The following is a 14,268-nucleotide window of genomic DNA, read 5'->3' as shown; positions in this document are numbered from 1 at the left end:
AAAAACAAATATTATGCAAAACAGAAGAGATTTCCTGAAAACAGCTGCCTTTGCCGCACTGGGGTCCGGTATGGTAATTAATAATGTGTTTGCAGGGGAAAGTACCCCGGCACTGTTCAATATTAACAAGAGTGGCGTGAATGCTAAGATGAAATTGCGCTTCTTTCCCTATGAGTTGAAGTTGCGCCATGTATTCACCGTAGCCACCTACTCACGTACCACCACTCCTGATGTGCAGGTAGAGATTGAATATGATGGAATCACCGGTTATGGAGAGGCTTCGATGCCGCCTTATCTGCAGAAAGAGTTGGGGACAATGGAAAGTGTTCTGGCTTTCCTGAAGAAAGTTCAGGATGTCATCGGTCAGTTTCCGGATCCATTCCAGTTGGAAGATATACTGGCTTATATAGATAAGCTGTCGCCAGGAGATGCTGCGGCTAAAGCGGCTGTCGATATTGCTTTGCATGACCTTGTGGGCAAATTGCTACAAGCTCCGTGGTACAGAATATGGGGACTGGATAAGGAAAAGGCTCCTTCCACTACTTTCACCATTGGCATAGATACTCCAGATGTGGTGCGTGAAAAGACGAAAGAATGTGCTGAGCAGTTCAACATTCTCAAAGTGAAATTGGGGCGCGATAATGACAAGGAGATGATTGAAACCATTCGTTCTGTGACCGATCTTCCCATTGCAGTTGATGCTAACCAGGGGTGGACGGACAAACACTATGCTCTCGATATGATAAATTGGCTGAAAGAAAAAGATATTGTTATGATTGAACAGCCAATGCCTAAAACTCAGTTGGATGACATAGCCTGGGTGACACAGCAAAGTCCGTTGCCCATCTTTGCCGACGAGTCGTTGCAGCGTCTGAGTGATGTGGCTGGTTTGAAAGGTGCATTTCATGGCATCAATATCAAATTGATGAAGTGCACCGGCATGCGCGAAGGCTGGAAGATGGTGACTTTAGCGCGTGCGCTGGGGATGAAAGTGATGGTGGGGTGTATGACGGAAACATCCTGTGCCTGCTCTGCGGCTGCTCAGTTCTCTCCTGCAGTTGATTTTGCCGATTTAGATGGCAATCTGCTCATTGCTAACGACCGCTTTAAAGGGATGGAAGTAGTGAAGGGCAAGATTACGTTACCTGATTTACCGGGTATCGGAGTTGTAAAGTTATAAGGAAAGACTATCTCAATTATCATCTATAAATTGTTTGTTCATGAAAAAAGTATTATGTACCGCCGCCTTGTTCTTCCTGTTTGCTGCTTGTGTCACAAAGCCGGATATCAAGCCCTACACTTGGGAAGATGACCTGCATCAGCGCCTCCTCACTGACTTCTCTCGTACGGAAGCCGAAGTGAAAGACTACATCCGCAAGTACATCCCCGACGTGACTGATGAACAAATGCGTCAGTGGGAAGCCTCCAAAGCATTGGAGTGCATGACCCTGGATGGCGAGAAGCGTTATTTCCGTAATGCCGCTCCTAATCTGTTCCGTGTTGACTCTGCCTGCTATAAAATAAAAGCAGCTAAAGATGGCGTCTCCTTTAGCGGGAGCGAAAAAGTGAATATAGAGCATTTGCCCGAAGTCATTGCAAGCGTAAAGAAGGAAGGTATCCCTATTGTTGCCCCCAAACGGATGCGTGTTACCTATACCCTCACGGTAGACAGTAATGCTGTTCCTGCGGGAGAACTTATCCGTTGCTGGCTTCCTTATCCGCGCCAGGACCAGCCGCGCCAGCAGGATGTGAAGTTTATTTCTGCCAGTGAGCCTGATTATGCTTTTTCTCCGGAAGAATGCCTCCACAGTACCCTTTATATGGAGAAGCGTGCCGTAAAGGATGAGCCAACTGTATTCTCCGAAAGTTTCGAGTATACCTCCAATGCCGAATGGCACAATCTGAAACCGGAGAATATCCAACCGTATGACACGACTTCCTCTATATATAAGGAATATACCGCTGAACGGGAGAAACATATCATCTTCTCGCCACGTATGCGCGAACTTGCTGCCAAATTGACAGTAGGCGAAACCAATCCGCTGCTGAAAGCCAAGCGCATCTTCCGTTGGGTGAACGATAATTTTCCGTGGGCTTCGGCACGCGAGTATTCCACTATAGAGAATATCCCGGAATATGTATTGGATAACCATAAGGGCGATTGCGGGCAGGTTAGCCTGCTGTTTATTACTCTTTGCCGCATCAGTGGTATTCCCGCCCATTTTCAAAGCGGCTTTATGATGCACCCAAAAGCATGGAACCTGCACGACTGGGCGGAAATCTACTTTGAAGGTATCGGATGGGTGCCTGTAGACCAGTCATTCGGTGTTCCTACCTTTGCCCGCAATGCGGACGAGGAATATTTCTTCCTGGGTGGCATTGACTCCTGGCGCATGATTGTGAACAGCGACTACGGCATGCCATTGGTTCCCGAAAAGAAGTATCCTCGCAGTGAAACCGTAGATTTCCAGCGTGGCGAAGTGGAATGGGAGGGAGGCAACCTGTATTTCCCGCAATGGGATTATCATATGGATATAGAATACCTTGATAATTAAGTAAATACCTACTTCATAAAAACAGATGGTCTGTTGAGGGTAAACAGATAGTGCGTCTGGGTTAAACAGACCATCTGTTTGCCCCTAACAGACCATCTATTTTATACAGGTAGACGGTCTGTTTCTTTTTAACGTCTATCTGCCTTATTTTCACGTCAGTAAACGTGCATAAATGTAAAATTGTCAGCCCCTGCCGTTAACCGCTGTTAAGCTCCAAAAGTTCACTGTTAAAAGAGAACAAAAAAGAGTGACAAGCGGAATAACTGAACGATTTTTGTCGTTATTTTAACGTCGAAATGTTAAACGAAACTTGAATATTAACAATTAAAACAATAGAAGATTAATATGAAACAGACAACAAAAAACATTCTTGGGGTTGCAGCTATCGTACTTCTCAGTTCAGGAGTAGCAGGTTTAACCGCCTATAAGATGCTGCAAAATAAAGTGCCTGCCAATAGTACCAGCGCGTTCAATGAAATGTTCGAGCAAAATCCTGATGTACGTTTGGCCGCTTATAATGCTGTTGATGCACAACCGGTAGACTTGACACAAGCAGCAGAAAACTCAATTCATGCTGTAGTACATATCCGTTCTACTCAAGCTTCTAAAGTTCAGGAAGTGGAGGTGAGAGATCCGTTCTCTGAGTTCTTTGGTGACTTCTTCGGTAATCGTGGAGGCGGAACACAGAAACGCCAGATGCAGACTCCTGAACGTACAGGTTTTGGTTCCGGTGTCCTGATCTCTAAAGATGGATATATCGTAACGAACAATCACGTAATTGCAGGTGCGGATGAAATCAGTGTTACGCTGAATGATAACCGCCAATTCAAAGGACGCATCATCGGTACGGATGAAAATACCGACTTAGCCTTGATTAAAATAGAAGGTGATGATTTTCCGACTATTCCGGTAGGTGACTCCGATGCGCTGAAAGTGGGCGAATGGGTGCTTGCAGTAGGTAACCCTTTTAATCTGACTTCTACCGTAACTGCGGGTATTGTTAGTGCCAAAGCTCGTTCTTTGGGTATGGCTAAAGAAAGTATTGAATCGTATATTCAGACTGATGCTGCCATTAATCAGGGTAATAGTGGTGGTGCATTGGTAAATGCACGTGGCGAGTTGATTGGTATTAATGCCGCTCTTTTCTCTCCGACAGGCTCGAACACCGGTTATGGATTCGCTATTCCTACCAGTATTATGAAGAAAGTGGTTGCTGACCTGAAACAATTCGGTACGGTGCAACGTGTGAAACTGGGTGTTGCTGTAACTCCGCTTGTAGAAGAACCTGGTGATACTCAGCGGGTGGTGGATGAGAAAGGCAAGAAATTGAGTGAAATGAAGAAAGAAGCTCGCGAGAAATCCGGTGCGGTTGATGGACTTTTGGTTGGCGAAATCGTTGAAGGTAGTTCAGCAGCAGGTGCTGACATTAAGGTAGACGACGTTCTTATTGGTATTGACGACAAACCTATTCATAAATTTGCCGATTTACAGGAAGCTTTGGCAAAACATCGCCCGGGTGATAAAGTGAAGGTGAAACTGATACGTGATAAGAAAGAAAAGACTGTAGAAGTTACGTTGAAGAATGAACAAGGTACTACGAAGGTAGTGAAGAATGCCGATATGGATATTCTTGGTGCAGCTTTCCGTCCTATACCTGATGAATTGAAGAAACAGCTTAATCTGGGTTATGGACTCGAAGTTACAGGCGTTAGCAATGGTAAGATGGCAGAAGGTGGTGTTCGCAAAGGCTTCATCATTCTGAAAGTAAATAATGTACCGATGAAGACTGTGGAAGATTTGGAGAAGGTGATGAAAGAAGCTACCAAGACTCAGGAACAAGTGCTGTTCATCACAGGTATTTTCCCTTCAGGAAAACGTGGTAGCTATGCAGTAAGTGTTGCTCAGGAATAAAAAAACGAATGATAAAGGATAATTTAAGGTAAGAAGATTGTAATATTAGCTAACAAAGAAGAAAATGGGTGTCGGCAACTAACTTGTCGGCACTCTTTTTTGTTTATATAGTATAGAGTCTGTTTAAAAATGAAAGATTAAACACAGAGATACAGAAGCACAGAGAAACAGACAAGTATAAACAGAGAAAAGACTCTGTGTCTCCGTGCTTCTGTGTTTTGAAAAATAAAATTTGAACAGACTCATAGTGAATAAGATAAAAAAGTTAAGGCAAGTTAGCTTGTAACTAAATAAAATGTCGTAACTTTGCAACCCAAATCTGTTTTAGAAGAATGAGACAACTTAAGATTACAAAAAGTATCACTAACAGAGAGAGCGCTTCTCTTGACAAGTATTTGCAGGAAATCGGTCGCGAAGACCTCATAACTGTCGAAGAGGAAGTAGAGCTCGCTCAACGCATCCGTAAGGGTGACCGTATCGCGCTGGAGAAGTTGACACGTGCCAATCTGCGTTTCGTTGTATCTGTAGCCAAGCAGTACCAGAACCAAGGTTTGAGTTTGCCCGACTTGATTAATGAGGGTAATTTAGGACTGATCAAGGCTGCCGAAAAGTTCGATGAAACACGTGGTTTCAAGTTCATCAGTTATGCAGTATGGTGGATACGTCAGTCCATTTTGCAGGCTTTGGCAGAACAGTCGCGTATTGTGCGTCTTCCGTTGAACCAGGTAGGCTCGCTGAATAAAATCAGCAAAGCATTCTCCAAGTTCGAACAGGAAAACGAACGTCGCCCGTCGCCCGAAGAACTGGCAGATGAACTGGAAATCCCTGTTGACAAAATCTCTGATACGTTGAAGGTATCCGGACGCCACATTTCGGTGGACGCACCTTTCGTAGAGGGAGAAGACAACAGCTTGCTGGATGTGTTGGTAAACGACGACTCTCCTATGGCGGATCGCTCTTTGGTGAACGAGTCTCTTGCGAGGGAAATTGATAGAGCACTTTCTACGTTAACCGATAGGGAAAAAGAAATCATACAGATGTTTTTCGGTATCGGACAACAAGAAATGACATTAGAAGAAATCGGCGACAAATTCGGTTTGACCCGTGAACGTGTGCGTCAGATTAAAGAAAAAGCAATTAGAAGATTAAGACAAAGTAATCGTAGTAAATTGCTCAAGTCTTATTTAGGATAAATAAGAAATATCAATTTCCGACAAATAGAAAGAATTAAAAACCGGTAGGTCATGCTTTGACCGCCGGTTTTTTTTGTTATCTTTGCCGCAATTTAATGCGCAAATATTATATTATTATGAAATACGTTCGTATACTTTTTGCCGTAGCTTTGGTCTTCATGGTGTGCTCGGCATTCTCATTCAAAAAAGGAAAAGGGGATAAGGAAAAGGCTGTGTATGCATTTGGCGTTGCTGCTTCTTTCAATGATACAGTGGTATACTTTACCGATATTCAAGCATTGGACAGTGTGAAGCTGGACAAGAATGGTTTCCTGCCGAAGCGTGATTTATACACGTATCAGTTGAAGAACTATCTGGAATATGATTTGAGATGTCTGGATTATACTTGCATGATTTACTTCTCTGAGAACAAGAAAAAGTTGGAGAAAGAAGCTGCGAAAGTAAAGTCTAAATATAAGAAAAACAAAACAATAGTGCTGATGCCTGTTGCTTCTGAAGCATTCCGCTTTAAGAAACCGGAAGAATAAACCCGTCTTTATAGCCTTAGTAAAATAAGGCTTTTATCAATTATCGCTTAAGCTCATGAGAACTAAACTTTATTTTCTTCTATGGATTTGCTTTTCTGTATTATTTGTTTCCTGTGGTGACAATGATGGGGAGCCGGATGTTGCTGCCGTAACGGGCATTGAATTGAACAGAAGTGAACTTTCATTGAAAGAGGGCAAAAGTGAGACTCTGATAGCTGTTGTGACCCCGGATAATGCTACCAATAAGAAGGTTACCTGGAAATCCAGTAATGCAAGTGTGGCTACGGTTGACGCGAATGGCAAAGTCACTGCTTTGAAATCGGGGAGAACAACCATAACCGTAATTACGGAAGATGGTGGAAAGGAGGCCGTTTGTAAAGTGACGGTTCAGTCAAGCGTATCTGTTAAAGGAGGTCGCACTGTGCTGGTATACCTTGCAGCGGACAATAGTCTTTCTACTTTTGCTCTGGGGGACTTGGCTGAAATGAAGGAAGGTATGGCATTGATAGGCGATAACAATGCGAATCTATTGGTTTATATAGATGTAAAAGGTAGTTCATCTCCCCGTTTGATTGAACTGAAAAATGAAAACGGAGCGGTTACGGAAACTGTGGTGAAAACGTATGGAAGCCGTAATTCTGTGGGTGTTGCCGAAACGCAGGAAGTGTTTGCGGACGTCTTCTCAAATTCAAAATATCAGGCTGAGAGCTATGGATTGGTTTACTGGTCACATGGCGATGGATGGCTTCCCTATCCGTTGACTGCCGGTACCCGTTGGGTAGGGCAGGATACAGGTAATGGTGATAATCGAATGAATATTTCAGAGTTTGTCGAAATATTAGCAACTGCTCCTTCCTTTGATTTTATCCTGTTTGACGCCTGTTTTATGCAATCTGTAGAAGTGGCTTATGAGTTGCGTGATTACACAAACTATTGTATTGGTTCTCCAACTGAAATTCCAGGTCCGGGTGCCTCGTATGATGAGGTGGTGCCTGCCATGTTTTCTACAGGGGAGGTGGCTGTGAATATAGGCAAGGCTTACTATGAACCTTATGCGGCTAAGTATGATGGTGGTAAAGGTATTTCAAACACTAACTGGACGGGTGGAGCATCTGTGTGTGTATTGAAAACAGATCAGTTGGATGAACTGGCCCGGGTTACGAAGGAAATTTTGCCTGAAGCAGCCGATAAGGCACAGCTTCGCTCATCTGTCTTTGACTATGATCAACGTGGAGGTTCCGGCGGGTATCAGGATGGTCATGTCGGTTACTATGATTTGTTAGGTATGATGCATCTGATTGCTGATGATAGTGCTTATGCAACATGGAAGCGTGCTTTTGATGCTACTGTAGCATATTGGAATACTACCCCTATGAATTATTCTTCTTATGTTGCGATGTTTTCTATGGAAAATACTAATGGCGTATCTTGCTATATCCCTACCGCTTCTGATAATCTTACGGACAAAGCTTACCGTTCTACCGAATGGTATACAGTTGCCGGTTTCGATAAACTTAACTGGTAATCTCTCTTCTTTTATATCCTCAAATTAGTGCTAACAGATGCTGTTAATCTGTATATTATGATAATTTCCTTTGGAAAATATTAGTTATAGGAAAACAATTTCTAACTTTGTATTGTTCTTAATCTAAAAAGAGAATAAATATGAAGTATGTGATTGTTGGTGGAGTTGCCGGAGGAGCTACGGCTGCTGCCCGTTTGAGAAGAATTGATGAGATGTCTGATATCCTTTTACTGGAGAAAGGCAAGTATATATCGTATGCCAATTGCGGTTTACCTTATTATATAGGTGGCGTCATTGCTGAGCGTGAGAAATTGTTGGTGCAGACACCAGCTTCTTTCAGTCAGCGTTTCCGAGTAGATGTGCGTGTGGAAAATGAAGTGATTGCCATTCATCCGCAGAATAAAACAATTACCATTCGTACAGCCGATGGACGCGAATATAAAGAAGCTTACGATAAACTTTTACTGTCCCCGGGAGCCACACCCGTACGGCCCCCATTAGAAGGTATCGATTCCGAAGGAATTTTCACTCTCCGCAACGTCGAAGATACCGATCATATAAAATCCTATCTCACGGAACATGCTGTGAAGCGTGCGGTTGTTGTTGGTGCAGGCTTTATCGGTTTGGAAATGGCGGAAAATCTACGCCATGCCGGAGTTGCTGTGTCAGTGGTGGAGATGGGGAATCAGGTGATGGCACCCATCGACTTTTCCATGGCGGCTCCTGTTCATCAACATTTGATACAGAAAGGCGTCTCTCTATATCTGGAAGAAGGCGTTACTCATTTTCAGCGTACAGAGCAAGGTATCACTGTCTTCCTGAAAAGCGGAAAGACGATTCCTGCAGATATGGTGTTGCTCTCTATCGGAGTACGTCCGGCAACAGCTTTGGCAAAACAAGCAGGACTGAAAATAGGAGAGGCGGGTGGTATCTGGGTAGATGAATATCTGGAAACCTCTGAAAAAGATATTTATGCCGTAGGTGATGCTATCGAATATCCGCATCCCCTAACCGGTAAACCGTGGCTGAATTATCTGGCGAACCCTGCTAATCGTCAGGGACGTATTGTAGCTGATAATATGGTATTTGGCAATACCGTTTCTTATGAAGGTGCCATTGGTACTTCTATTGCTAAGGTATTTGATATGACAGTTGCTTCTACAGGACTTGCTGCCAAACGCCTGAAACAATGGAATATGGAATATCAAAGTTCCGTTACGCATTCCGCTTCCCATGCAGGATACTATCCGGATGCTCTTCCCCTGACTTTGAAACTTACTTTCCATCCTACCACAGGAAAGTTGTATGGTGCACAGTGCATTGGCTATGAGGGTGTAGATAAACGCATCGATCAGATTGCCGGGCTTATCAAACAGGGTGGGACGGTTTACGATCTGATGGAAACAGAACATACTTATGCGCCTCCGTTCTCTTCTGCTAAAGATCCTATTGCCATTGCCGGATATGTGGCTTCCAATATTATAAGCGGTGCAATGCCTGTTATTACCTGGCGCGAGCTGGTCGAACAAAAGAAGGAAGTGATGTTGGTGGATACCCGTACGGCAGAAGAATATTCTTTCGGCACGATTTCGGGAGCGGTAAATATCCCTTTGGATGATATACGTGAACGTATTACAGAAATTCCCACTGATAAGCCGGTAGTCTTGTTCTGTGCTGTTGGATTGCGTGGATACCTTACACAACGTATCCTGATGGGGCGTGGTTACAAAAATGTGCGTAATCTATCCGGAGGATATAAACTTTATTCTGCTGCTGTTGCTCCGGTGCCTGTTCCTGCAGAAATCAGTTCGCAGAGTACTCCTGCCGTACAACCGACCGTTGCATCACAACCGAATCCTGCTTCTGTGGTTTCTGCACCTGCCAAGGAGACTTTGAAGATAAATGCTTGCGGTCTGCAATGTCCCGGCCCCATCATGCAGGTTAAGAAAGCGATGGATACCCTTGCGCCGGGCGAACGAGTGGAGATTGTGGCTACAGATGCCGGTTTTGCACGGGACGCTTCCGCTTGGTGCGATACAACAGGCAATCAACTGATTGATATTTATGAAGAAAAAGGACGCCATACAGTGGTGATAGAGAAAGGCGATCCGGCGGCGGTTTGTCCGTCAGCAGGAAGTGTAGCTTCGGGCAGAGGAAAGACTTTTATTCTGTTTAGTGATGATTTAGACAAAGCTTTAGCTACCTTTGTATTGGCAAATGGCGCTGCGGCGACTGGTCAGAAGGTTACGGTCTTCTTTACTTTCTGGGGACTGAATGTTTTGAAGAAAGTACAGAAACCGAAAGTGCAGAAAGATATTTTTGGCAAGATGTTTGGCATGATGCTTCCTTCCAGTTCTTTGAGGTTGAAGTTATCTCAAATGAATATGTTTGGCATGGGCAGCAAGATGATGCGTTTTCTGATGAAGCGGAAAGGTGTGGATTCTCTGGAATCACTTCGTGCTCAGGCCCTTGCCCAGGGAGTGGAATTTATAGCTTGTCAGATGTCTATGGATATGATGGGGATAAGCCGGGAAGAGTTGTTGGATGAGGTAACTATCGGTGGTGTTGCTACTTACATGGAGAGGGCCGATAAAGCGAATGTCAACCTTTTCATATAGTTGTTTGTTTATTAAGTGAATAAGAAATAGAATAATATGAAGGACTTATGTAAGATACGTGATATCTATCGGGCAATAGCCGAGTTTGAAACCCAGTTTATGCTGCAATATAATCTCTCTTTAAATGAGGGAATGTTGCTCTGTGCGCTCCTGGATCATCCCCGACTGACTTCCGGAGAGATAGCGGAGGCTTTGGGACTTACTCATTCCAATACTTCCAAATTGATACGATCTGTGGAAGAAAAGAAGCTGATTGCCCGTGTTGTAGGCAAAGTCGATAAACGTCAGATGCATTTTTCTTTAACTGCTGAAGGAAAGGAACAGATAGCTGCGATTAAGAATACCACCCACGAAATGCCTGTAATATTGGAGCAAGTCATATCTATGTTGGAGAATTGAGAATCCCGGTGGAGATATTTCCGTCTCCACCATCAAAATAATTAAAAACTTTTCGTGGATTTTGCTTAAGATTGCTTTATTTTGCAGCTAACAAATTAAGCAATATAGCAATCGGAGATGCAAAAATTATTATCCTTGCCGCCTAATCTTGTGTCGGCATTCTATGAACTGGAAAATGTGGACCGTACGGAGTGGTTCTGTACATCTGATCCTGTAGGTATGAAACTGGGATCGGGTGGGGGAACTACCTGGCTTTTACGGGAATGGTATAGAAACCAAAAGACAGAACACTCCACAGAAAAACGTATCCTGCTGCATGCAGGCGGACAAAGTCGTCGCCTGCCGGGATATGCTCCTTCGGGTAAGATACTGACTCCGATACCCGTATTCCGTTGGGCACGCGGGCAGAAGCTGGGGCAGAACCTGTTATCTCTTCAACTTCCGCTCTACGAAAAAATTATGGAACGGGCGCCGGAGGATTTACGTACGCTGATTGCCAGTGGTGATGTGTATATACGTGCAGAGAAACCTTTGCAGGAAATACCGGATGCAGATGTGGTATGCTACGGACTATGGGTAGATCCGGTGCTGGCTACCCATCATGGCGTATTCGTCTCTGATAGAAAACACCCGGAGGAGCTGGACTTTATGCTCCAGAAACCGTCATTGCATGAACTGGAAAATCTGTCCAAGACTCATCTCTTTCTGATGGATATAGGTATCTGGTTGCTAAGTGATCGGGCGGTGGAATTGTTGATGAAACGTTCGCAGAAAGTGGAAGGTGCTTCGGATAAAGATATTCCGTATTCGGATTTGAAGTACTATGATTTATATTCGGACTTCGGTCTATCTTTAGGAAACCATCCGCGCATCAGTGATGACGAATTGAATAAACTTTCCGTAGCCATATTGCCATTGCCGGGTGGTGAATTTTATCATTATGGAACGAGCCGTGAATTGCTTTCTTCGACTGTTACATTGCAAAATAAAGTATATGACCAGCGTCAGATTATGCATCGTAAAGTGAAGCCGAATCCTGCGATATTTGTACAAAATGCGGAAATACATGTATCTCTTTCTTCAAAGAATGATAACCTCTGGATTGAAAATAGCTTTATTGGAACATCGTGGACTATCGGTTCTCGACAAATCATCACGGGTGTACCGGAAAATAACTGGGCGCTGACTCTTCCTGATGGAGTCTGCGTAGATGTTGTGCCTCTTGGAAAAGAGAGTTGGGTGGTTCGTCCGTATGGTTTCGACGATGTATTCAAGGGAGATGTTCGGGATGAAAAGACCTTGTTTCTGGGTTTATCTTTCCCAACTTGGCTGGCTGAGCGCGGGCTGACTGCAGATGACGTAACCGGAAGGAAGGACGACTTGCAGGCAGCGGAGATTTTTCCTGTAATAGCAGATATCGAGCAGATGGGAAAGGTACTCCGTTGGATGGTTTCGGAACCTGATTTGACAGAAGGCAAAGAAATTTGGCTGAACAGTCAACGGTTATCTGCTGATGAAATTTCAGCGCAGGCTGATTTACGCCGCTTATATGCGCAAAGAAAGAGTTTTCGGAAAAACAACTGGGAGTTGCTGGCATGCAACTATGAGAAAAGCGTGTTCTATCAGTTGGACTTAGCTGATGTTGCAGAAGATTTCCATCATTTAGAATTGAAGAAGCCGGATATATTGCCGGCTGATGCTCCCCAGATGCAGCGTATTCATAATCGTATGCTCCGGGCGCAGATAGATAAGCTGAATGGAACTGATTTCCAAAATGATGAAAAAGAAGCTTTCGGTCTGTTGCGTGAGGGACTGATTGCAGATTTGTACGAACGGAAAAGCCGCCCGCACCTGAACGTATATGGCGACCAGATTGTATGGGGACGTAGCCCTGTGCGTATAGATGCTGCCGGTGGCTGGACGGATACTCCACCCTATTCTCTCTTTGCCGGAGGAAACGTAGTGAACCTGGCAATAGAACTGAACGGTCAGCCCCCTTTGCAGGTTTATGTGAAACCTTGTAAGGACTTCCATATCGTATTGCGCTCCATCGATATGGGAGCGATGGAAGTGGTGAACAATTTCGACGAATTGCAGGACTACTGCCAGATTGGTTCTCCTTTCTCTATTCCGAAAGCGGCGTTGACGCTGGCAGGGTTTGGTCCGGCATTTTCGGAGGTGGCTTATCCTTCTTTGGAAAAGCAGTTGCAGGCATTCGGCACAGGGATAGAAATTACTTTATTGTCCGCTATTCCCGCAGGTTCAGGCTTGGGAACCAGTTCGATACTGGCTTCTACCGTATTGGGTTCTTTGAGTGATTTTTGTGGTCTGATGTGGGATAAGAATGAAATATGCCGCCGCACCCTTGCCCTGGAACAGTTGTTGACAACAGGTGGCGGTTGGCAAGACCAGTATGGAGGCGTGCTGCAAGGCATCAAACTATTGCAGACGGAACCGGGTTTTGTGCAAAATCCGTTGATACGTTGGTTGCCCGAACATCTCTTTACGCACCCTGAATATCGCGATTGCCATTTACTATATTATACTGGTATTACCCGTACAGCCAAAGGTATTCTGGCAGAAATAGTGCGTTCTATGTTCCTTAATTCATCTGTTCATCTGGGCATATTGGAAGATATGAAAGCACATGCATTGGATATGGCGGAAGCTATTCAGCGGAATGATTTTGAAACTTACGGCGCACTGATTGGTAAGACCTGGATGCAGAATAAAGCGTTGGATTGCGGAACAAATCCTCCGGCGGTGGAAGCGATAATCGATCGTATTAAAGATTACACGCTGGGATATAAACTTCCGGGTGCCGGTGGGGGTGGTTATCTGTATATGGTGGCGAAAGATCCGCAGGCAGCACTGCGTATCCGGGAGACATTGATGCAGAATGTGCCGAATCCGCGGGCGCGGTTTGTGGAAATGTCACTTTCAGGGGCTGGGTTCCAGGTGTCGAGGTCTTAAAATACTATTCGTGGTGATAGGGTCCGCCATTAAGTATGTTCATGGCCCGGTATAATTGCTCCACGAAAATAAGCCGCACCATCTGATGTGAAAATGTCATTTTGGAGAGAGACATCTTCTCGTGTGCCGCCTGATATACTTTTTGTGAGAAACCATACGGTCCTCCGATAACGAATACAAGCCGTTTATTTACGGTATTCATCTTGCGCTTCATATAGTCTGCAAACTCTATGGAGCGCATTTCTTTTCCCCCCTCGTCCAGCAATACGATGACGTCGCCCGGCTGGAATGCCTTACATATCAATTCCCCTTCTTTTTCTTTCTGTACTTCCATGGAAAGGCTCTTGGTATTCTTCAATTCCGGGATGACTTCCATATCGAATGACAGGTAGCGTTTGGTGCGCTGCACATAGTCATTAATGGCAGTGATAAAATGTTGTTCTACGGTTCTTCCAACGACGAGTAAGGTTGTTTTCATGCAGCTTTAGTTCTGATTCGTGCACAAAATTAGTACTTTTTTATTGTATTTTACAGTAAATGCTTACCTTTGCGTATCATTAATACTTG

General features: G+C 44.4%; 10 protein-coding genes. 9 read left to right on the top strand and 1 reads right to left on the bottom strand.

The window, feature by feature from the left end; all coding sequences use genetic code 11:
- Nucleotides 1-13 precede the first annotated feature (13 nt).
- From HMPREF9447_RS23300 to HMPREF9447_RS23255, 9 genes are all read left to right on the top strand, one after another.
- A complete protein-coding gene (locus HMPREF9447_RS23300; protein WP_009132200.1) occupies nucleotides 14-1,180 on the top strand; it encodes a dipeptide epimerase in 1,167 nt (388 codons plus the stop codon).
- Nucleotides 1,181-1,220: 40 nt separating this feature from the next.
- The gene (locus HMPREF9447_RS23295; protein WP_009132199.1) at nucleotides 1,221-2,555 is read left to right on the top strand and encodes a transglutaminase-like domain-containing protein; all 1,335 of its coding nucleotides are present in this window, start codon (nucleotides 1,221-1,223) and stop codon (nucleotides 2,553-2,555) included.
- A gap of 345 nt (nucleotides 2,556-2,900) precedes the next feature.
- The gene (locus HMPREF9447_RS23290) at nucleotides 2,901-4,466 is read left to right on the top strand and encodes a trypsin-like peptidase domain-containing protein (RefSeq protein ID WP_009132198.1); all 1,566 of its coding nucleotides are present in this window, start codon (nucleotides 2,901-2,903) and stop codon (nucleotides 4,464-4,466) included.
- Nucleotides 4,467-4,798: 332 nt separating this feature from the next.
- A complete protein-coding gene (locus HMPREF9447_RS23285; protein WP_007209697.1) occupies nucleotides 4,799-5,659 on the top strand; it encodes a sigma-70 family RNA polymerase sigma factor in 861 nt (286 codons plus the stop codon).
- Nucleotides 5,660-5,775: 116 nt separating this feature from the next.
- Nucleotides 5,776-6,186, top strand: a complete 411-nt coding sequence (locus tag HMPREF9447_RS23280; protein ID WP_044138642.1) for a hypothetical protein — start codon at nucleotides 5,776-5,778, stop codon at nucleotides 6,184-6,186.
- A gap of 55 nt (nucleotides 6,187-6,241) precedes the next feature.
- Complete coding sequence (locus HMPREF9447_RS23270) at nucleotides 6,242-7,711, top strand: clostripain-related cysteine peptidase (RefSeq protein ID WP_009132196.1); 1,470 nt, start codon at nucleotides 6,242-6,244, stop codon at nucleotides 7,709-7,711.
- Between the two features lie 140 nt (nucleotides 7,712-7,851).
- Nucleotides 7,852-10,329, top strand: a complete 2,478-nt coding sequence (locus tag HMPREF9447_RS23265; protein WP_009132195.1) for an FAD-dependent oxidoreductase — start codon at nucleotides 7,852-7,854, stop codon at nucleotides 10,327-10,329.
- A gap of 36 nt (nucleotides 10,330-10,365) precedes the next feature.
- Nucleotides 10,366-10,728 (top strand): MarR family winged helix-turn-helix transcriptional regulator, encoded by a 363-nt coding sequence (locus tag HMPREF9447_RS23260; RefSeq protein WP_009132194.1) that lies wholly within the window; start codon nucleotides 10,366-10,368, stop codon nucleotides 10,726-10,728.
- A gap of 117 nt (nucleotides 10,729-10,845) precedes the next feature.
- Entirely contained in the window at nucleotides 10,846-13,701 is a 2,856-nt protein-coding gene (locus tag HMPREF9447_RS23255) for a bifunctional fucokinase/fucose-1-phosphate guanylyltransferase (protein WP_009132193.1), read from the top strand.
- A 4-nt stretch (nucleotides 13,702-13,705) separates the two neighbouring features.
- Here HMPREF9447_RS23255 and rlmH read toward each other — a convergent pair whose 3' ends face one another.
- Nucleotides 13,706-14,179 (bottom strand): 23S rRNA (pseudouridine(1915)-N(3))-methyltransferase RlmH, encoded by a 474-nt coding sequence (gene rlmH, locus HMPREF9447_RS23250; RefSeq protein ID WP_009132192.1) that lies wholly within the window; start codon nucleotides 14,177-14,179, stop codon nucleotides 13,706-13,708.
- Nucleotides 14,180-14,268: the final 89 nt, after the last annotated feature.

This window comes from Bacteroides oleiciplenus YIT 12058, assembly GCF_000315485.1.
Taxonomy (GTDB): domain Bacteria; phylum Bacteroidota; class Bacteroidia; order Bacteroidales; family Bacteroidaceae; genus Bacteroides; species Bacteroides oleiciplenus.
Note: the sequence above shows the minus strand (reverse complement) of the source record. Positions and strands in the feature narration are given on the sequence as shown.